This window comes from Rhizobium sp. R635, assembly GCF_002211285.1.
In the GTDB taxonomy this organism is placed as follows: Bacteria; Pseudomonadota; Alphaproteobacteria; order Rhizobiales; family Rhizobiaceae; genus Rhizobium.
The window spans coordinates 48,994-68,725 of the sequence record NZ_LOKX01000035.1; the positions used below are offsets into that span (position 1 = coordinate 48,994).

Genomic DNA, 19,732 nt, shown 5'->3' on the forward strand with positions numbered 1-19,732 from the left:
GAAAATGCTCTAAAGGCTGCGGAAAGAACGCCGGCTCGGCCGCGCTGCAATTTCCGAAAGACCATTCATGGCTGGCATAGAACATATCAAGGTTGAACCTGACGAGGCGGGCATGCGGCTCGATCGCTGGTTCAAGGTGCATTTTCCCGGGCTCGGCTTCGGGCCGCTGCAGAAGCTCTTGCGCTCCGGCCAGGTGCGCGTCGACGGCGGACGTGTGAAGTCGGATGCGCGCGTGCAGCCCGGCCAGATGGTGCGCGTGCCTCCGCTCGATGTCGACGCCAAGCTGAAGACCGGGCCGATCGCCGGCAAGGATCTCAAGCATTCGACCGATTTCGAGCTTCTGTCGCGCATGGTGCTGCACGAAGACGACAAGGTGATCGTGCTCAACAAGCCGCCCGGCCTTGCCGTGCAGGGCGGCTCCGGTGTCGCCAGGCATATCGATCAGATGCTCGAAGCCTGGACCAGCCCGAAGGGCGAAAAGCCGCGTCTCGTCCACCGCCTCGACCGCGATACATCAGGCGTGCTCGTCATCGCCCGGACGCGTGGCGCCGCACAGAAGCTGACGGCCGCCTTCCGCGAGCGTGACACCAAGAAGACCTATTGGTCTCTCGTGAAAGGCGTACCGCGCAAGCGTGAGGACAAAATCTCGACCTGGCTCGTCAAGGAGCCGACGGCCGACGGCGACCGCATGCGTATCGCCAAGCACGGTGAAGACGGCGCCGATCATGCGGTGTCCTACTACCGCATCGTCGAGACGGCGGCGCAACGTCTCGCTTGGCTGGAGATGGAGCCGTATACTGGGCGCACCCACCAGCTTCGTGTCCATGCTTTGCACATTGGCCATCCGATCATCGGCGATCCTAAATATTTCGATGATGATCCGAACTGGGATTTTCCGGGCGGTATTCAGAAGCGGCTGCATCTGCACGCCCGCCATATCGATATCCCGCATCCCTCGGGCGGCCGCCTGCGCGTCACCGCGCCTTTGCCGCCGCATATGGTGCAGAGCTGGAACCTGCTCGGCTTCGACGAAAACTCAGCTCCGATCCGGGGTGACGAAGAATAGGACGGCCGAAGGTCATGGATCCAACATACGTTGTTATATTTTCTATACTTTTTCTCTTTCTTTTTTTCTCCTACCGCGCCCGAAAGGAGATAAAGAAAGTTGGCATGGACAATACCGCTGCGGTTCGGGAAAACACTGAGGCAGTTCGGGAACACACGGAAATTCTGCGCCAGTATCTTATTCAGAAAGCATCCGGGTCCAAATGAAGCTTATCCTTTTCGATTGCGACGGCACGCTGGTCGACAGTGCCGGGCTGATTCACGAAACCATGCGCCGCACCTTCGACAAATTCGGCAAGGCGGAACCGCGGTTTGAGGACACCAAGGCCATTATCGGCCTGTCGCTCGATATCGCCATCGCCCGCATGCAGGGCAGGCCGCATGTCGAGCAGGAAGACATCGAGATGACGGCGCATTACAAATCGCTGTTTTCGGTGGTGCGTCAGGATCTCGACTACAGGGAGCCGCTGTTTCCCGGCATTCGTGAGATGATCGACACGATCAGCGGGCGGGATGATCTGCTGATCGGCGCGGTGACGGGAAAATCCAGGCGCGGGCTGAACCTCGTGATGGAGACGCATGGCTTCGACCCCTATTTCGTCGTTGCGCGCACCGCCGACGACTGCCCCTCGAAGCCGCATCCGGCCATGGTGACGGAATGCTGCGACGAAACCGGCATGAATGCCACAGACACCATTGTCATCGGCGATGCGGTTTACGATATGCAGATGGCAAAGGCTGCCGGCGCCAAGGCGATCGGCGTTGCCTGGGGCTATGCCAGCGTGGATGAGCTGATCGCCAACGGCGCCGATGCGATCGCCTATCATCCGAACGAGATATTGCGCCATTTTTCCTGAGGTGACGCCATGCGCGATCTTCTGAACGATCTTTCCGAAGGCTTGAGCCATCCCGATCCCATCCGCCGCGCGCAGATCCAGATGAAGAAGCCGCTGCCGAAGCGTTTCTATACCGAAGTCGCGGTCGCCGAACACGAGGACGGTTTTGCGATCATGCTCGACGGCAAGCTGGTGCGCACGCCGGCACGGCTGGTTCTCGCCGTGCCGACTGAGGCGCTTGCCCGGCTCGTCGCCGCCGAATGGGACGCGCAGGCCGAGGTCATCGACCCTGTCACCATGCCGGTGACGAGGCTCGTCAACACCGCAATCGACGGCATCGCCACCAATACGCAGGCGATCTTCGAGGACATCCTGCGTTTTTCCTCAACCGACCTGATCTGCTACCGCGCCGAAGGGCCGGAACGGCTGGTCGAGCGCCAGGCTGAACGCTGGGATCCCATTATCGACTGGGCCGCTAACGATCTTGGCGCCCGCTTCATCCTCGTCGAAGGCGTGATGCATCACGAACAGCCGCGCGAGGCGACCGCCGCCTTCGCCGTCACGCTTGCGCGACATCAGAGCCCGATGGCACTTGCAGCCCTTCACACGATCACGACGCTGACCGGCTCGGCGATCCTGGCGCTCGCCTTCGCCGAGGGCCGGGTGACGATGGAGGAGGCATGGTCGCTTGCCCATCTCGACGAGGACTGGACGATCGAGCATTGGGGGAGCGACGAGGAGGCCGAGGAGCGGCGGGCCAAGCGCTTTGTCGAGTTCAAGGCCGCAGCGGATGTTTTTTTCTCCCTAAGCGCCTGAAACATATTGCCTTCCCAGGCATTATGACGAAATCTGCGACTCCAACGGGGAGTGCGGGATTTTGCAATGAATTGGCTGAGGTCGTGTTTTTGCCGGGCCGCACTCGTTTGTATGGCGCTTACGGCCTGTGTCAGCCTCTCGGCCAACAAGCCGGAGACACCGCTTTACGATGTGCGAAGCGCCGTCGTTCTCTCAGGCCCGAACATGCCGGCCGAATTGCTTTCTGGTATCAATGACCGCGTCAACGCCGCAATCAACGCCACCGTGCGCGACACCGTGCTGCCGCGGGTGGTGCTGACGATCCGCGTGGTTTCGATCCAGAAGGGGCTTGGCTTTCAGAAAGACCGCAACGTCGCGAAGATCAGCATTGACGCCGCCTCGGTGGAGGACGGCTCGGTGATTGCCGTCAGCGCTTTCGACGTGACCAGCATGGCCGCCGATCCCCAACTCGCCGACGACATCATGGCCGAGGATGTCGCCGCACGGATACGCTCGGTTTTCTCGCTCAGCGGACGCAGCCGCTAAAACATCTCGAACATTTAGGGCGAGGGGAGATCACATGAAGGAAATTCTCGAAGAACTGGAACGGCGCCGTGACGTCGCCCGCCTCGGCGGCGGCAAGGAGCGCATCGAAGCCCAGCACAAGCGCGGCAAGCTGACGGCGCGCGAGCGGATCGATCTCTTCCTCGACGAAGGCTCCTTCGAGGAGTTCGACATGTTCGTCGAGCATCGCTCCACCGATTTCGGCATGGACAAGAGCCGGATCGCCGGCGACGGCGTCGTGACCGGCTGGGGCACGGTCAACGGCCGTACCGTGTTCGTCTTTGCCAAGGACTTCACCGTCTTCGGAGGCTCGCTTTCGGAAGCGCATGCCGAGAAGATCATCAAGGTGCAGGACATGGCGCTGAAGAACCGCGCGCCTGTTATCGGCATCTATGACGCCGGCGGTGCGCGCATCCAGGAGGGTGTGGCCGCGCTCGGCGGTTATGCCGAAGTCTTCCAGCGCAATGTGCTCGCCTCCGGCGTCATTCCGCAGATTTCCGTCATCATGGGGCCGTGTGCGGGCGGCGACGTCTATTCGCCCGCCATGACCGATTTCATCTTCATGGTGCGCGACACCTCCTACATGTTCGTGACCGGTCCCGATGTGGTGAAGACCGTCACCAACGAGACTGTCACGGCGGAAGAGCTTGGCGGCGCAACAGTGCATACGACGCGCTCGTCGATTGCCGACGGCGCCTATGACAATGACGTCGAGACACTTCTGCAGGTACGCCGGCTCATCGATTTCCTGCCGAAATCGAACACCTCGCCGGTACCGGAAATCGAATGTTACCAGTCGGTGACCGACACCGACAATTCGCTGGATACGCTGGTCCCGGCCAATGCCAACAAGCCCTACGACATAAAGGAGCTGATCCAGAAGGTAGCGGACGAGGGGGATTTCTTCGAGATCCAGTCAAACTTTGCCAAGAACATCGTTTGCGGCTTCGGGCGCATCGAAGGCTCGACGGTCGGCTTCGTCGCCAACCAGCCGATGGTGCTGGCCGGGGTGCTCGACAGCGACGCCTCGCGCAAGGCGGCGCGATTCGTGCGCTTCTGCGATTGCTTCAACATTCCGATCGTCACCTTCGTAGACGTGCCGGGCTTCCTGCCGGGCACGGCACAGGAATATGGCGGTCTCATCAAACATGGCGCCAAGCTGCTCTTCGCCTATGCGGAGGCGACTGTGCCGAAACTCACCGTCATCACCCGTAAGGCCTTCGGCGGCGCCTATGACGTGATGGCGTCAAAGCATCTGCGCGGCGACCTGAACTATGCCTGGCCGACGGCGCAGATCGCCGTCATGGGCGCCAAGGGCGCGGTCGAGATCATCTTCCGCAAGGATATCGCCGATCCCGACAAGATCGCCGCGCATACGAAAATGTATGAGGACCGGTTCCTCTCGCCCTTCGTGGCCGCCGAGCGCGGTTATGTCGACGAGGTGATCATGCCGCATTCGACCCGGCGGCGGCTGGCGCGCGGATTGAAGATGCTGCGCAACAAGGACCTTACCAATCCCTGGAAGAAACACGACAACATTCCGCTCTGACATTTGGCGCCGAATAAAACGATCCGGTCGCGTGTTTACCTGCTGTCGAAAAAGTGAACGGCCGTCAGCGATCCGTGTGTTCAATCCCTGACGAGGACGGGCTAACGCTCGGCTCTTATACTTTTTAAAGGAGAGGTTTAATGTCAAGTTTCGAGCGTCTTTCTGCCTATCGCCCCTATGGGCTGGCCGCTCTCAGAATCATCGTTGCACTGCTGTTCATCGAACACGGCACGATGAAGCTTTTCGCCTTCCCGGCTGAGCAGATGCCGGGCTCACTGCCGCCGCTGATGCTTTTCGCCGCGCTTCTCGAGTTGGTCGGCGGCATCCTCATTCTCATCGGCCTGCTGACACGCCCTGTCGCCTTCCTGCTGGCCGGTGAAATGGCGGTCGCCTATTTCATGGCGCATGCGCCGAAAAGCTTCTACCCGGCCCTCAATCAGGGCGACGCAGCGATCCTGTTCTGCTTCGTCTTCCTCTATCTGGTCTTCTCGGGTCCCGGCGCTTTTGCCGTCGACAGCCGCAAGTCGGCCTAAGTGCATATCGGCTGCGGGGCGCCTGGCGTCCCGCAGCCTTTTCTAATCAGGCGGTGAGCTTGAGGCCGGCGATGCCGGCGACGATCAGCGTGATGCAGGCAAGTCGGGTGACACTTGCCGCATCGCCGAGCAGCCAGATGCCGAGAATGACCGTTCCGACCGTGCCGATGCCGGTCCAGACCGCGTAGGCGGTGCCGATCGGCAGGTGCTTCACCGCAAGACCGAGCAGCACGATGCTCACCACCATTGAAATAACAGTCAGCGTCGTCGGCAGCGGCCGCGTGAAGCCCTCGGTGTATTTAAGGCCGATGGCCCATCCGCATTCAAAAAGACCGGCGAGAAAAAGCAGAAACCAGGCCATGCGACTCTCCTTGTTCAAGAGCGAGGCCGTCCCCGCGACGTTGCATCCTCAGGACGCCGCAGTCGTCTGCGATGGTGCTTATATGCGTGAGGAGACGGCTGTCTTCAAGGTAGAAATCGGCATGGCTGCCATGCCACCCGTTTCTTGCCGCCTCCGCGGCGAGCATCATTTCTGCCCGCCGGCCTCGCTCAAGAGGTTCTTGGCGCGTCGGCAGAGGCGGTCGAAGGTTTCGAGGAAGCGGGAGCGGTCCTTGGGGCTGAAGGCCGCGTTGTAACCTTTGCTCTCACCGGTTTCGCGCAGGTGCGCGCCGAGATCGCGCATGGCGCTCGCCAGGCCGATATTGGTCTCGTCGAAGACGCGCCCGGTCGGACCGCTGACGAAGGCGCCCCCAGCGACGCAGCGCACGGCGAGCGGCACGTCGGCGGTGACGACGACATCGCCCGCGCCGGCGCGCTCGGCAATCCAGTTGTCGGCGGCATCGAAGGCGTTGGAGACGATGACGTTGCGGACCATCGGGTCGCGCGAGGGGCGCAGGCCGGAATTGGCGACGAAGGTGACTTCGAGGCCATGACGCTCCGCGACCTTCAGGATTTCCGGCTTCACCGGGCAGGCATCGGCATCGACGTAGATCATGACGATATCCTCATGCCGGCTGCGTGGCCGGCTGGCGGACCATATCGATATGGGGAATGCCGTCTTCCAGATATTCCTGCGACGTGCCGATAAAGCCGAAGGATTCATAGAAGCCGCGCAGATGGGCCTGAGCCGACAAGGCAATGGGGTTTGCCGGATAAAGCCGCGCGCAAGCGGCGATCGCCTCATTCATCAATGCATCGCCCAGACGCTTGCCGCGATGGGCGGGCGAGACGACGACGCGGCCGATCTTCGAGGGATCCTGCACACTGTAGGGCTTGAGCAGCCGCGCGGAGGCAAGCAGTTCGCCGCCATCCAGCAGCCGCAGGTGCAGGGCATCGACATCCTTGCCGTCGAGCTCGGGATAGGGGCAGTTCTGCTCGACGACGAAGACGTCGACGCGCATTTTCAGAAGGTCGTAGAGCTCGCGCGCGGAAAGCTGATCGAGACCCTTGAGGTCGGTTGTGTAGGTCGTCGGAGCCATCGATAGAACCACGCTGCGGATGCCCTTGCCGGAACACATGGGCCAAGGTTTTCCGTATATGTACGACGGGACGGCTGACTTCAAGCGAGGAAATGGCGGGCTGAGCTGCGCCTTGCCTCAGGCGAACTCCATGATCACGGCATCGACGGCCAGGCTTTCGCCGGGGGCGGCATTGATCTTGGAGACGACGAGATCGCGTTCGGCGCGCAGCACGTTTTCCATCTTCATCGCCTCGACGACTGCGAGCGTCTCGCCAGCCTTGACCTCCTGACCCTCGGCAACCGCGATGGCGACGACCAGGCCGGGCATCGGGCAGAGCAGCAGCTTCGACGTATCCGGAGGCAGCTTCACCGGCATCAGCCTGTCGAGCTCCGCATGACGCGGCGAAAAGACCTTGGCGACCACCGAAAGCCCTTGCCAGTCGATGCAAAGGCCGTTCAGGACGGGGCGGATCTGTGCGGTGACATCGAGGCCGCCGACCTTGCCGCTCCAGACCGGATCGCCAGGTCTCCAATCGGTGACAACTGCTGAACGTTCGCCCTCTATCGCCATCTCCATATCGAAGGGGATAGTGACGAGGCCGTCGAGCAAGTTGGCGGCGACATATTTTTCGCCGATCTTGATCACAAATTCCTCGCGTAGCGCGGCGGATGCGGCACGCAGGCGATCGGAGAAACGTTCCCGGCGGTTCGTCTCGATCAGGAAGGCGGAGAGGGCGACGGCGGCAAGTGCCGCCTCTTCCGCCCGGTCCGGTTTCATCGGGGCAAAGCCATTGGGATATTCTTCGGCGATAAAGCCAGTGGAAAGTCGGCCCTCGCGCCAGCGCGGATGCTTCATCAGCGCCGACAGGAAGGGAACATTGTGCTCGATGCCATCGACGACGAAGCCGTCTAGCGCCCGGCCCATGGCGTCGACCGCTTCGTTGCGGGTCGGCGCCCAGGTGCAGAGCTTGGCGATCATCGGATCGTAATACATCGAGATCTCGGCGCCTTCGAAGACGCCGGTATCGTTGCGGACGACGACATTGCCGGTCCTGCCTTCCGCAGGCGGGCGGTAACGCGTCAGGCGGCCGATCGAAGGCAGGAAGTTGCGGTAGGGATCTTCGGCGTAGAGCCGGCTCTCGATCGCCCAGCCGTCGAGCCTGATCTCGTCCTGGGTGAAGGGAAGGGGCTCTCCGGCCGCGACTCGAATCATCTGTTCGACGAGATCGATGCCGGTGACGAGCTCGGTGACGGGATGCTCGACCTGCAGGCGGGTATTCATTTCGAGGAAATAGAAATTGCGGTCGCGGTCGACGATGAATTCGACGGTGCCGGCGCTCTGGTATTCGACGGCTTTGGCAAGCGCCACCGACTGTTCGCCCATGGCTTTGCGGGTGTTTTCGTCAAGAAAAGGCGAGGGCGCCTCTTCCGCCACCTTCTGGTTTCGCCGCTGGATCGAGCATTCGCGCTCGCCGAGATAGACGACATTGCCATGCGCATCGGCCAGTACCTGGATCTCGATATGGCGCGGCTCGACGACGAATTTCTCGATGAAGACGCGGTCGTCGCCGAAGGAGCTCTTCGCCTCCGAACGGGCGCGCTCGAAGCCGTCGCGCACCTCCGCCTCGTTCCAGGCGATGCGCATGCCCTTGCCGCCGCCGCCGGCGGACGCCTTGATCATGACGGGATAGCCAATCCCGCCAGCGATCGTTTCCGCGTGGACGGCGTCCTCGATGATGCCGAGGTGGCCGGGCACGGTGGATACGCCGGCAGCACTGGCGAACTTCTTCGATTCGATCTTGTCGCCCATCGCCATGATGGCTTTCGGCTTGGGGCCGATGAAGACGATTCCCTGCTTTTCCAGCTCAGCGCAGAAGGAGGCGCGCTCGGAGAGGAAGCCGTAACCGGGATGCACCGCCTCGGCGCCCGTCGCCTTGCAGGCGGCGATGATCTTGTCGGCAACGAGATAGCTTTCGGAGGCGGGGGCAGGGCCGATGTGAACGGCCTCGTCGGCCATCTCGACATGCAGGGCGTCCCGATCCGCATCCGAATAGACCGCGACGGTCAAAATACCCATGCGGCGCGCGGTCTTGATCACGCGGCAGGCGATCTCGCCGCGATTCGCGATCAGGATTTTCTTGAACATCGAGACTCCACCCAGAAATGCGTTCCGAAGTTTTACGCACAAAACACCGGAACGCACAATCAGGCTTGAGGCAGGTCACGCTTCGAGGGGTCAGGCGACGGCGGCTGCCGCAACGGGTTCCTCGTCGACGATGCGCAGCCAGCGGCTGCGCCGCGGCTCGGGACGATCGAGCAGCTCGACGGCGGCCATGATACCGGTCCAATGCGGGTGATTCGCGCCCGGCAGCGTCGCCTGCTCGATCTGCTGGAGCACGCCATATTCGGCCGGAGAGACGGGGATGACGCCGCCTGCGGAGATGCCTCTGAAAATGCGCATGGCGAAATCGACGTCCTGGCGGGCGATGCTCCTGCGGTCGACGGCGCGCGACAGGTGGTAGCCGCCGATCCCGTCGGTGATCGCCAGACGAAGCTGATCGAGGGCAAGCGCTCTCAGTTCGCCCGGGACATCGGCCGAAATCTCCATGACATGGAGGATGAGCTCGAGTTCCAGCGCCGAGTTGACGACGCCGTCGGTCGTGAACATCCGCATGATCCAGGCGACGTTGATTTCATCGAGCGAGCCTTGCGGATAGGTGTGATCGACGATGAAACCGGCGAGCTGCTCTACGAAGAAAGCATTCCACTCGCCACATTTTTCAGGACAGGAATTGTTGAGCGCCAACATCGCCACGACGTCCTGGGACGTCCGGATACCCTCCGGAAAAGCATGTTTGCGCAACAGCACTATATCTTCGGCCGTCAGCCGATGCTTGCCGGCCACGATACAGGCCGGAAAAGCGAGACGGAATTCGCTCATGTTTTAGCTCCAGGCTTCATCATGAAGCCGGAGACAGTTTTACCGCCCGCGCATTGACGATCCCTCAAGAAGAGGAGTTAACCCTGTATTCTCCAAGTCAGGAGGATTTTAACGATCGTGCCTGCACCCGCTCGCGCCAGATGATGAAGAGGCCGGACGCGACGATGATGAAAATGCCGATCCATTTGGAGAAATTCGGGAAATCGTTGAACAGCGCATAGCCGAGCACCGTCGCCGAGATGATCTCGAAGTACTGGAACGGCGCGAGCAGCGACAGCGGCGCAAGCCGGAAAGCCTTAACCACCAGGATATGCGCGTAGCCCGAGATCGAGCCGAGGATGAGAAGCAGGACGAGGCCGAGAGCCGAGGCGGGCAGGGACATGGCAAAATCGGCGTTGCCGGCGCTGCTCCCGACGAGCAGGGCCGCCGCCATGAAGGCGGTTCCGCCGATGCCGGCCATCGTCTGCATGGTCAGCGGCGAATCGGCCACGCCGATCGCGCGGTTGAGAAAGAGATAGAGCGAGAACAGGAAGGCGCAGGCGACCGGCAGCAGCGCCTTCAGGCCGAAGATCTCGTAGCTCGGCTGAATGACGATCATCGCGCCGCCGAAACCGACCACGATCGCCATCCAGCGCCGCCAGCCGACCTTCTCCCCGAGAAACAGGGCCGACATGGCGGTCAGCATGAAGGGCTCGACGAAATAGATGGCGAAGACATCGGCAAGCGGCATGTATTTGACGGCGACGAAGAAAAGCAGGCTTGCCGCGCCGTGCAGGACGCCGCGCAGCAGGTTCATCCATGGCCGCTTGGCCGAAAGCGCCTTTCGGCCGAAAAGGGCGAAGAGAATGGGCACGGTGCAGGCGATCTGGAAGAAGAATCGGTAGAACGTGATCTGGCCGGGCGACATCGCCTCGAAGGTCGCCATGTATTTGGCGATGGCATCCATGATCGGCAGGATGAGCATCGCGCCGGACATGATGGCCATGCCCTGCAGGGAATTTTGATGGGCTGACTGTTCTGCCATGGCTGCCGATTCTTTCGGGGAACGACGCCATCAATCACGGGAAAGCGGGGCAGATCAAGCCACGGTTTCGCCGAAAACCGACTCGAAAGCGGCGCGCAGCCGGATATCGACATCCGACATCATCACCAGCAGGCCGAGATCGACGAGGCTGGTCACGCCGTAGGCCGATATACCGCAAGGCACGATGCCGCTGAAATGATCGAGATCGGGATCGACGTTGAGCGACAGGCCATGGAACGTCACCCATTTGCGCAGCCTGATTCCCAAGGCGGCGATCTTGTCTTCGGCCATCGTTCCATCGGCCAGCAAAGGCTTCTCCGGGCGGCGCACCCAGACGCCGACGCGATCCTCGCGCCGCTCGCCGCGCACGTTCATCATGTCGAGCGTGCGGATGACGACTTCCTCCAGGGCGGCGACGAAGGCGCGCACATCCTGGCGCCTGCGTTTCAGGTCGAGCATGACATAGGCAACGCGCTGGCCCGGCCCATGATAGGTATATTCACCGCCGCGCCCAGTCGCGAAGACCGGAAAGCGGTCCGGCTGGACGAGATCGCCCGCATTGGCGCTGGTGCCGGCGGTATAGAGCGGCGGATGCTCGACGAGCCAGACGAGCTCGTCGCCGCCATCCGATATTACCGCCACCTCGCGCTCCATCGTCTCCACCGCCTCCTGATAGGGAACGAGCCCATCGGTGATGCGCCAGCGCACCGGGCGGGCGCCGAGTTTCGGAAGCATGGAGAATTCGAGATCGGTGCGAAGCATGGCCATTCCTTGCCGCGCTCCCCGAAAAGCCTGTGAAAGAGGGGCGGCAGGAGATCTATATGGACCCGTTTCGAGGCCAATTCAAATGCTGCGACCGGTTTTGAAAAAAACTGTCACATCGCCCTTGTGCACCCCAGATGCTTTTGCTACATGCAGCCCCGCCGGAGCAAATCGGCGCCTACCACGATGCGGTCGTGGCGGAATTGGTAGACGCGCAGCGTTGAGGTCGCTGTGGGGCAACCCGTGGAAGTTCGAGTCTTCTCGACCGCACCAAATTGTTTAAAAAACCCTCGTGACCTTTTGGTTCCACGAGGTTTTTTTACGTCTTCATTCCTGCGGATATTTTGTCAGACGCACCGGCGCGATTGAAATAGCGGGCGTTGTCAGGCCACGTCAAAAAGACGGCCCGATAGAAAAAAAGGGCCGATTTCCGGCCCTTTCCTCTCGATCATGCCTTGCAGCCGATCAATGCGTTGCACGGCATGCTTCCGTGCGGGAAGCACCGCTATCGGCGCCCTTGGTGTGGGAGCCGCTCGGGCCGATCATGCTGTGGCATGGGGGCAGGGCCTTGATGCTGGCGGTCGCGGTCTTGTCGACCACCGGAGTCACGGCCGTCGGCGCGAATCCGTCGCTGTCATTGGTATAGTCGCTCGAATAGGCCGGGGCCTTGCGGTTGGAATAATGCACCGGGGCTGGCTTGGCCACCGGGCTCGGCGCGAATCCATCGCTGTCGTTGGTGTAGTCGTCGGAATATGTCGGCTGGGCGAAGGCAGCGCCTGCAAGGCTGACGGCGAACAGGGACGCGGCGAGGGCAAATTTGATGCGCATGGTTCATCTCCTCAATCTATTGTTGAATTCAACAATATAAACCAACCCCTGGCGCTTAAGAGTTCGCGCCCCAATTCTGGCAATTTTGTGAAAGAAAAAGGCGCTGACCGCGACCTTTTGTCCAAATGAAATCACAGTCTTGTCAAGGAATTTGACGTTTTCGTTACGGGAATCCGCCTAAGAAAAACAGGCGAAGACGGCAGGCATCAAACAGCTCTCGCCACAATCGGAAATTGTTAATTTTTGGTAATGTGAAATGAGGCCGCCCGGAAGGCAACGCTGCCTCCCGGCCGACATGCTGTGTCTGTCATGGGTGATGTCAGTCCTCGTTCGGAATATGCGCATCGACGCCTGTCAGCCGGAGTTTGTTGCGGACATGACGGACGCCATCGACAGCAAGCGCGCTGAGTTCGACCTTGCGGGCGATGCCGATCGTTTCCACCGAACCTTCCAAGGTGATCACATGCCCGTCGGCATGTACCTCGATACTGTCGATGTCGACGTCGGGGATGTTTTCGAGATTGTCGTTCACCCGCGCCTCGAGGTCATCGCTTTCGTCGCGGTCGATCGTATCGGCGCGCAGCGAATCCTTCAGCCGGTTCTCGTTTCCGTCGGCGTCCGTGCCGTCGATCCGAAAGCCCTGGCTGGGATCGCTGTCGAAATTGGCGGCCGTTTCGCCATAGGGGCGGTTGGCGGGATCGCTGGCGCCGTTACCGTCGGCATAGGGCCAGCCGTCATCAAGGTTGCGCTCATCGAGGTCGCGATAGTCTTCCTCGCGCGAAAGCTCCTGCTTTCCGCGGGAAGGCGAAGTCTTTTCGCCGATTCTTGCCATTGCATTCGCTCCTTGTTTCTCTGCTGGAAACGTTGGCAGCGGCGAATGGTTCGGGGTGGGGCGGGGATTTGTCAGCCCTGCGCCTTCTCCCATTTTTTCACGAGGCGTTCGCGCTTCAGCCTCGACAGGCGCTGCAGCCAGAAAATGCCGTCGAGCTGGTCGACCTCATGCTGGATGCAGATGGCGAGGAAGCCTTCGGCGGCATCCTCATGTACGGTGCCCGCGCCATCCTGATAGCGGAAGCGGATCGCCCGTGGGCGCGTGACCTCGTCGGTTGCGCCGGGCATGGAAACGCTGCCTTCGGCATGGCTCATCGTCTCCTTCGAAAACCATGTGATCTCCGGATTGACGTAAAGGCGCACGCCGTCGGCCCTGTCGAGTTCCAGCACCGTGACGCGGCTGAGGACGCCGATATGGGCGGCGGTGATACCGACGCCGGGGGCAGCGCGCATCGTCGCCAGCAGGTCGTCGGCCAGTTCGGCGAGCGACGAATCGAAAGCCGTCACCGGCGCGCAGGCGGTCTTCAGATCAGGATGCGGATAGCGCAGAATCGGACGGATGGGCATCGGGCGGGCTTTCTCTGCTTGGACGGCTGCGGAAACTATCGCCGGCCGCGAGCATTGTCATCACGAAGCATGGTTTGCCGCTTTACGACATGGATGCTTTGAGCTAGCAGGAGCAGGAATTCCGGGCGCGGGAACGCCGAGCGGGATTGACTTATCCGCTTGTTGACAATCGTGTTTTCGGCCGACATTTGCGAATGTGGGCGGCAGTCGTTGAAATTCGAACCAGATGCGAGGCGGCAGATGACGACGACCGACGGGGAAGACCGCATTCGCAGGCGTCCCGACGACGAGGAAGCCGATATCTACGACGAGGACGGCAATGTCCGCAGCGATTTCCTGGCGCTCGTCGGCGCTGCGATCGCCGATCGCGACACGCTGTTCCTGCGTGAGAATGTCGCCCGACTGCATGAATCCGAAATAGGCGACCTGCTGGAATCGATCCAGCCGGATCAGCGTCTGGCGCTGGTGCGCCTGCTCGGCGACGATTTCGACATGACGGCGCTGACCGAGGTCGACGAGGCGATCCGCCGCGAAATCGTCGACCAGATGCCGAACGATCAGATCGCAGCGGCGATCGGCGAACTCGATTCGGACGATGCGGTCTACATTCTCGAAGACCTCGACAAGGAGGACCGGGAAGAGATCCTCGCCCAGCTGCCGTTCACCGAGCGGGTGCGGCTGCGCCGGGCGCTCGACTATCCCGAAAGTTCGGCCGGGCGCCGCATGCAGACGGAATTCGTCGCCGTGCCGCCGTTCTGGACGGTGGGACAGACGATCGACTACATGCGCGACGAGGAGGATCTGCCCTATTCCTTCTCGCAGATCTTCGTGATCGATCCGACCTTCAAGCTGCTCGGCGCCGTCGATCTCGACCAGATCCTGCGCACCAAGCGGCAGACGAAGATCGAGCAGATCATGCGCGAGACCAACCATCCCATCCCGGCCGAGATGGACCAGGAGGAAGCCGCGCAGCTCTTCGAGCAGTACGACCTTCTCTCGGCCGCCGTCGTTGACGAGAACGGCCGGCTGGTTGGCGTATTGACCATCGACGACGTCGTCGACGTCATTCACGAGGAAGCGGACGAGGACATCAAGCGCCTCGGCGGCGTCGGCGACGAAGAGCTCTCCGACAACGTGCTCTCGACGGCCCGCTCACGTTTCCTCTGGCTTCTGATCAACCTCGGCACGGCGATGCTCTCGGCCAGCGTCATCGGCCTGTTCGACGCTTCGATCGAGAAAATGATCGCGCTGGCGGTGCTGATGCCGATCGTCGCCTCGATGGGCGGCAATGCCGGCACGCAGACGATGACGGTGACGGTGCGCGCGCTCGCCACCCGCGATCTCGATATCTACAATGCCGGCCGCATCATCCGCAGGGAGGCGGGCGTTGGCATCCTCAACGGCATCGTCTTCGCGACGATCATGGGCGCGATCGCCGGCACGTGGTTTCACGACTACCAGCTCGGCGGCGTGATCGCGGCGGCGATGATCATCAATCTGATGGCGGCAGCCCTTGCCGGCATTCTTCTGCCGCTGCTGCTCGACAAGGTGGGGGCCGACCCGGCAATCGCCTCGTCCGTCTTCGTCACGACCGTGACCGACTGTACCGGCTTTTTCGCCTTTCTCGGCATCGCTACATGGTGGTTCGGCATCTGATCGACCGCAGAAATTGACTATTACGTAAAAGTCAATATGATGGCCCATGCTGATGGGGAAGACATGCTGGTGAACAAATATTATAGCATAACGGAGCTGACGCGCGAATTCGGTGTATCCACGCGCACGCTTCGCTTTTACGAAGACGAGGGACTGATCCATCCGGAACGGCGAGGGCGCACCCGTCTGTTCCGGCCCGCCGACCGGCGGCTCATCGCCGAAATCCTTCGCGGCCGGCGTATCGGCTTCACCATCGCGGAGATCCGCGAGATCATCCAGGTCTACAAGGAGCCGCCGGGCGAACTCGGCCAGCTGAAGCTCCTGATGAAGCGCGTCGACGAGAAGCGCGATGACCTGCGCCAGAAGCGCAAGGACATCGACGATACGCTGACGGAACTCGATAACATCGAAGAGGCCTGCCTCGGCCGCCTCGCCGAAATCGGCGTCACCACCTGAAAACTGCCGCGTTTTATTGCGCCTCGGCGCTGCATTCGGCGGCGATGGTCTGAACCCGCTCGTCGTTTTCTATGTCGATCGTTCCGGCCTGCAGCGGCGTGAGCAGGCTTTGCGTCTGCAATTTTTGCAGCGTGCATTGGCAGAAGCTGCGGCAGAGCGCTTCGCCTTGCTGCATCACGCAGGCGGCATTGCATTGCTTTAGGTAAGTTTCGACCGGGTCGGGCGTCGGCGGCGGCACTGCGAGGGAAAGCCCGTAGGCGATTGCGATCAAAACCGGCTGGTGAATGAGGTAAAAGGCAAGGCTGTGACGACCGAGCCATGCCGGCCACGAGGAGCCGGTGCCGATTGCGGCAAGCCGGCGTGTCAGCCCGGTTTTCAGCGCGATCGAGGCGAGGCTCAAGCCGACGAAAAAGGGCGTGGCCCAGGGAAAGAGCGGCACGTAGTCGTTGGAACGCTCCGGCATCTCGGCAAGGCCGATCCAGGCAAGATATCTGGGATCGAAGAAGGACGATCGAAGCAGGCCCGGCGGTCCGAAATTATCGGTGATCCAGGCGGCCAGCAGGGCGACCGTCACGATCAGCGTCAAGGCAAGCGGCAGCCTGACGAATACGATGCCGATGAGCGTCAGCACCGCGATGCAATGCAGGATGCCGAAGTAGATCCACCCGTCCGGCATCGCGATGCGCGTCGCGATCGAAATGATCGCGGCCGAGGCGGCGATCATGCCGAAACGCTTCCAGAAGGACGGCCAGCGAATCTCGGGCGTGCTGGAGAGCACCAGGCTGACGCCGACGATGAAGAGAAAGGTCGTGGCGATCGCCCGGGCATAGATCTTCAGCCAGCCGGTCTCCGCCGTGCCGGCGGCGAGATAGCCCATGAACTCCATATCCCAGCTGAAATGGTAGGTCGCCATGGCGATCAGCGCGACACCGCGCGCGGTGTCCAACAGACCGATGCGCGGCGGTCTGGCCGCCGCATCGGCTTCAATTGCCGGCAATGTCATCAGAGGCCCTCGGGCAAATCGTTTCCGTCGCGCGACGGTATATCGCGGCGAATAGCAGAAAGGTGGAGATTTGATGGCGAGCCGACATCCATGATCGCCAAACGCGCCTCCGAAAAGAACTGCCGGCGTGCGAGCACGAAGATGACGACCGCCGTCGTCACCATGAAGACATAAGGATTGATGAACCAGCCGAGATAACCGATCGACAGGAAGATCGCCCTGAGACCCTCGTTGAAATTGCTGCCCGCAATGACATTCATGCGGATGACGCGTTCGGCGGCCCGCTCGGCGGCAATGACGTCGTTCTCGCTGTCGCGCATCATCGGGATGGAGCCGAAAAGGATGGTGCAATAATTGAACAGCCGATAAGACCAGCCGAACTTGAAGAAGGCATAGCCGAAAAGCGCCGCCAGCCCACCGACCTTGAGCTCGAAAGCGGCGTGGCCGCCATGGAAGACAAAGGGCAGGTCGGCGAAAACGGCATCGACCTTTTCCGTCGCGCCGAGCAGCGCAAAGCAGCTGCCGAGTGCAAAGATCGAGGTCGAGGCGAAAAAGGCGGTGCCGTTCTGCAGGCCGGACATGATCTGCGTATCGATCATCTTCAGGTCACGGCGCAGCGAATTGTAGATCCACTCCCGGCGCCGTTCGGTCATCGCATGCGTCAGGCTGGTGCGTCCGAAGAAGGTGCGGCCCTTCAGCAGCCAGGAATAGCCCATCCAGACACAGGCAAAGAAGGCCAGAGCGATGTAATCCGCCGTCGTCATCAGTGATTCAGTCTCCTCGTGAATGCGGGCCACTCTACATATGCAATGAAATGCTGCAATGACTGGTAAGACGGGCCGCCTGGATTTAGTGTGCAGCCGGAATGTCGCACCGGCTCCATGCGATGTCGGTGCGCCGCACGGGTCGAAAACCGGCCTCGCTTAAGCTTGCATACTTGTGTTCAGAAGGCGCATCCATGTTTCTTTCGGTATTCGATGTCTTCAAGATCGGTGTAGGGCCGTCGAGCTCCCATACGATGGGTCCGATGTCGGCGGCCAACCGGTTTCTCGAGCTGATTCTGTCGAACGAATGGCCGCGCCCGTCATCGGGTGCACAGGTCGCGGCGATCAAGGTCAGCCTGCACGGCTCGCTTGCCCATACCGGCATCGGCCACGGCACGGGCAGGGCCGTCATTCTCGGGCTGATGGGCGAGGCGCCCGACAGCGTCGATCCCGACAAGATGGACGGCATCATCGATACGGTGGAGCGCACCGGCCGCATCACGCCCGAAGGTCATCCCGCCTATCAGTTCCAGCCGAAGACCGACCTGATCTTCGACAAGAAACAGCCGCTGCCGGGCCATGCCAACGGCATGTCCTTTTCCGCCTATGACAAAGACGGCCGGCTGCTCCTCAAGCGCATCTATTATTCGGTTGGGGGCGGCTTCGTCGTCACCGATACCGAGCTGGAGCAGATGCGCGCGAAAAAGAACGCGAGCGGTGGGGCGCGCGTGCCCTATCCCTTCTCGACCGCCAGGCAGATGCTCGACATGGCCGAGCGCTCCGGGCTTTCGATCGCGCAGATGAAGCGGGCGAACGAGGAGAGCCAGCGCTCGCCCGAGGAGCTCGATCAGGGACTCGACCGCATCTGGGAGGCGATGCGCTCCTGCATCGAGCGCGGCCTCAAGGTCGAGGGCATCATGCCGGGCGGCCTCAACGTCAAGCGCCGCGCGCGCCGGATTCACGACAAGCTGCAGGAGGAATGGCGCAGCAACCGCGTCAATCCGCTACTCGCCAACGATTGGCTGAGCGTCTACGCAATGGCCGTCAACGAAGAAAATGGGGCCGGCGGACGTGTCGTCACGGCGCCGACCAACGGCGCGGCCGGCGTCATTCCGGCGACGATCCGCTACTACGAGCATTTCCACGAGGACTGGGACCAGAACGGTATCCGCGACTATCTGCTGACCGCTGCGGCGATCGGCGGGATCATCAAGCACAATGCCTCTATCTCCGGCGCCGAGGTCGGCTGTCAGGGCGAGGTGGGCTCGGCGGCTGCGATGGCGGCTGCGGGGCTTGCCGCCGTCATGGGGGGTACGCCGGAGCAGATCGAGAATGCTGCGGAGATCGCGCTCGAACATCATCTCGGCATGACCTGCGATCCGGTCGCGGGCCTCGTGCAGGTTCCCTGCATCGAGCGCAATGCGCTCGGCGCGGTGAAGGCGGTCACGGCGGCCTCGCTCGCCGTCAAGGGCGACGGCCAGCATTTCGTGCCGCTCGACGCCTGCATCGAGACGATGCGCCAGACCGGGCACGACATGAGCGAGAAGTATAAGGAAACCTCGACCGGCGGCTTGGCCGTCAATGTGGTCGAATGCTGAGTTTGTGGACTCCTGAGGCTTCGTGCTTGACGCCCGCTGCCAAAAGGATTTCAACGGCAGCATGGCATTGCATCTCATCAAACTCTGTGTCGGCGCCGACTCGATAGACGATCTGCGCGAATGGGTGGCGGAACGCTCGCTTAGCGCCATCGCCGCCGGCCTTGAGCCGCATTCGGTGCACACGACGCGCATGGTGCCCAAACGCATGGAAGAGCTGCTCGACGGCGGCTCGCTCTATTGGGTGATCAAGGGGCAGGTGCAGGCGCGCCAGAAGCTGCTCGACATCGAGACCTTCACGGACGGCGAGGGGATTTCACGCTGCCGCCTGATGCTCGGCCCCGAAGTCATCGAGACTGCGGTACAGCCGAAACGGCCCTTCCAGGGCTGGCGCTACTACGTACAGGACGACGTGCCGCCCGACCTGATGAGCCTCGGCGCCGGCATCGCTGAAATGCCGGCCGACCTTCGCCGCGAGCTTACGGAACTTGGCCTGCTCTGAAA

At 61.6% G+C, this 19,732-nt stretch carries 22 protein-coding genes and 1 tRNA gene; 11 read left to right on the forward strand and 12 right to left on the reverse strand.

Annotation, left to right across the window (positions count from 1 at the left end; genetic code table 11):
• Positions 1 to 67 precede the first annotated feature (67 nt).
• The 6 genes from ATY78_RS24735 (at position 68) to ATY78_RS24765 (ending at position 5,342) form a co-directional block, all read left to right on the forward strand.
• Positions 68 to 1,066: an RluA family pseudouridine synthase gene (locus ATY78_RS24735; RefSeq protein ID WP_088684945.1), complete on the forward strand. Its 999-nt coding sequence runs from the start codon at positions 68 to 70 to the stop codon at positions 1,064 to 1,066.
• A gap of 202 nt (positions 1,067 to 1,268) precedes the next feature.
• A complete protein-coding gene (locus ATY78_RS24745) occupies positions 1,269 to 1,922 on the forward strand; it encodes an HAD-IA family hydrolase (protein WP_088684947.1) in 654 nt (217 codons plus the stop codon).
• A gap of 9 nt (positions 1,923 to 1,931) precedes the next feature.
• Positions 1,932 to 2,717 (forward strand): ATP12 family chaperone protein, encoded by a 786-nt coding sequence (locus ATY78_RS24750; protein ID WP_088684948.1) that lies wholly within the window; start codon positions 1,932 to 1,934, stop codon positions 2,715 to 2,717.
• Positions 2,718 to 2,783: 66 nt separating this feature from the next.
• Complete coding sequence (locus ATY78_RS24755) at positions 2,784 to 3,242, forward strand: hypothetical protein (protein ID WP_088684949.1); 459 nt, start codon at positions 2,784 to 2,786, stop codon at positions 3,240 to 3,242.
• Positions 3,243 to 3,276: 34 nt separating this feature from the next.
• On the forward strand, positions 3,277 to 4,809 hold the full coding sequence (locus ATY78_RS24760; protein WP_088684950.1) for an acyl-CoA carboxylase subunit beta: 1,533 nt from the start codon (positions 3,277 to 3,279) through the stop codon (positions 4,807 to 4,809).
• Positions 4,810 to 4,949: 140 nt separating this feature from the next.
• Positions 4,950 to 5,342 carry a DoxX family protein gene (locus tag ATY78_RS24765; RefSeq protein ID WP_088684951.1) on the forward strand — a complete coding sequence of 131 codons (393 nt, stop codon included), beginning with the start codon at positions 4,950 to 4,952 and terminating at the stop codon, positions 5,340 to 5,342.
• Positions 5,343 to 5,388: 46 nt separating this feature from the next.
• Here ATY78_RS24765 and sugE read toward each other — a convergent pair whose 3' ends face one another.
• The 7 genes from sugE to lipB all read right to left on the reverse strand — a co-directional run bounded on the left by sugE (position 5,389) and on the right by lipB (position 11,534).
• Complete coding sequence (gene sugE / locus ATY78_RS24770) at positions 5,389 to 5,703, reverse strand: quaternary ammonium compound efflux SMR transporter SugE (RefSeq protein ID WP_088684952.1); 315 nt, start codon at positions 5,701 to 5,703, stop codon at positions 5,389 to 5,391.
• 165 nt (positions 5,704 to 5,868) lie between these two features.
• On the reverse strand, positions 5,869 to 6,336 hold the full coding sequence (locus tag ATY78_RS24775; RefSeq protein ID WP_088684953.1) for a YaiI/YqxD family protein: 468 nt from the start codon (positions 6,334 to 6,336) through the stop codon (positions 5,869 to 5,871).
• Between the two features lie 10 nt (positions 6,337 to 6,346).
• The gene (locus ATY78_RS24780; protein ID WP_088685136.1) at positions 6,347 to 6,820 is read right to left on the reverse strand and encodes a GNAT family N-acetyltransferase; all 474 of its coding nucleotides are present in this window, start codon (positions 6,818 to 6,820) and stop codon (positions 6,347 to 6,349) included.
• Between the two features lie 117 nt (positions 6,821 to 6,937).
• The gene (locus ATY78_RS24785) at positions 6,938 to 8,947 is read right to left on the reverse strand and encodes an acetyl/propionyl/methylcrotonyl-CoA carboxylase subunit alpha (protein ID WP_088684954.1); all 2,010 of its coding nucleotides are present in this window, start codon (positions 8,945 to 8,947) and stop codon (positions 6,938 to 6,940) included.
• Positions 8,948 to 9,037: 90 nt separating this feature from the next.
• Positions 9,038 to 9,742, reverse strand: coding sequence for a hypothetical protein (locus ATY78_RS24790; protein ID WP_088684955.1), 705 nt, complete (start codon positions 9,740 to 9,742; stop codon positions 9,038 to 9,040).
• A 97-nt stretch (positions 9,743 to 9,839) separates the two neighbouring features.
• Positions 9,840 to 10,766, reverse strand: a complete 927-nt coding sequence (locus tag ATY78_RS24795) for a DMT family transporter (RefSeq protein ID WP_088684956.1) — start codon at positions 10,764 to 10,766, stop codon at positions 9,840 to 9,842.
• 54 nt (positions 10,767 to 10,820) lie between these two features.
• On the reverse strand, positions 10,821 to 11,534 hold the full coding sequence (gene lipB, locus ATY78_RS24800; protein ID WP_088684957.1) for a lipoyl(octanoyl) transferase LipB: 714 nt from the start codon (positions 11,532 to 11,534) through the stop codon (positions 10,821 to 10,823).
• Between the two features lie 182 nt (positions 11,535 to 11,716).
• On the opposite strand from lipB, the gene ATY78_RS24805 reads away from it, so the two are divergent.
• A tRNA-Leu gene (locus ATY78_RS24805) sits at positions 11,717 to 11,801 on the forward strand.
• A 192-nt stretch (positions 11,802 to 11,993) separates the two neighbouring features.
• On the opposite strand, the gene ATY78_RS24810 is transcribed toward ATY78_RS24805, so the two are convergent.
• The 3 genes from ATY78_RS24810 to ATY78_RS24820 form a co-directional block, all read right to left on the reverse strand.
• Complete coding sequence (locus tag ATY78_RS24810; RefSeq protein WP_088684958.1) at positions 11,994 to 12,356, reverse strand: hypothetical protein; 363 nt, start codon at positions 12,354 to 12,356, stop codon at positions 11,994 to 11,996.
• 319 nt (positions 12,357 to 12,675) lie between these two features.
• Positions 12,676 to 13,188 carry a BON domain-containing protein gene (locus ATY78_RS24815; protein ID WP_088684959.1) on the reverse strand — a complete coding sequence of 171 codons (513 nt, stop codon included), beginning with the start codon at positions 13,186 to 13,188 and terminating at the stop codon, positions 12,676 to 12,678.
• Positions 13,189 to 13,259: 71 nt separating this feature from the next.
• Positions 13,260 to 13,754, reverse strand: coding sequence for a peptide deformylase (locus ATY78_RS24820; RefSeq protein WP_088684960.1), 495 nt, complete (start codon positions 13,752 to 13,754; stop codon positions 13,260 to 13,262).
• Between the two features lie 240 nt (positions 13,755 to 13,994).
• On the opposite strand from ATY78_RS24820, the gene mgtE reads away from it, so the two are divergent.
• Positions 13,995 to 15,410, forward strand: coding sequence for a magnesium transporter (gene mgtE / locus ATY78_RS24825; RefSeq protein WP_088684961.1), 1,416 nt, complete (start codon positions 13,995 to 13,997; stop codon positions 15,408 to 15,410).
• Positions 15,411 to 15,473: 63 nt separating this feature from the next.
• Positions 15,474 to 15,866 carry a MerR family DNA-binding transcriptional regulator gene (locus ATY78_RS24830; RefSeq protein WP_190237521.1) on the forward strand — a complete coding sequence of 131 codons (393 nt, stop codon included), beginning with the start codon at positions 15,474 to 15,476 and terminating at the stop codon, positions 15,864 to 15,866.
• A gap of 13 nt (positions 15,867 to 15,879) precedes the next feature.
• Here the strand turns inward: ATY78_RS24830 and ATY78_RS24835 are convergent, their stop codons facing one another.
• Together ATY78_RS24835 and ATY78_RS24840 are read right to left on the reverse strand one after the other, a co-directional pair.
• The gene (locus ATY78_RS24835) at positions 15,880 to 16,869 is read right to left on the reverse strand and encodes a DUF1624 domain-containing protein (RefSeq protein ID WP_088684962.1); all 990 of its coding nucleotides are present in this window, start codon (positions 16,867 to 16,869) and stop codon (positions 15,880 to 15,882) included.
• A complete protein-coding gene (locus tag ATY78_RS24840) occupies positions 16,869 to 17,633 on the reverse strand; it encodes a DUF599 domain-containing protein (RefSeq protein ID WP_088684963.1) in 765 nt (254 codons plus the stop codon). Before ATY78_RS24840 ends, ATY78_RS24835 begins: the two co-directional genes overlap by 1 nt.
• 194 nt (positions 17,634 to 17,827) lie before the next feature.
• On the opposite strand from ATY78_RS24840, the gene ATY78_RS24845 reads away from it, so the two are divergent.
• Together ATY78_RS24845 and ATY78_RS24850 are read left to right on the forward strand one after the other, a co-directional pair.
• On the forward strand, positions 17,828 to 19,231 hold the full coding sequence (locus ATY78_RS24845; protein WP_088684964.1) for an L-serine ammonia-lyase: 1,404 nt from the start codon (positions 17,828 to 17,830) through the stop codon (positions 19,229 to 19,231).
• A 61-nt stretch (positions 19,232 to 19,292) separates the two neighbouring features.
• Entirely contained in the window at positions 19,293 to 19,730 is a 438-nt protein-coding gene (locus ATY78_RS24850) for a DUF1489 family protein (RefSeq protein ID WP_088685138.1), read from the forward strand.
• Positions 19,731 to 19,732: the final 2 nt, after the last annotated feature.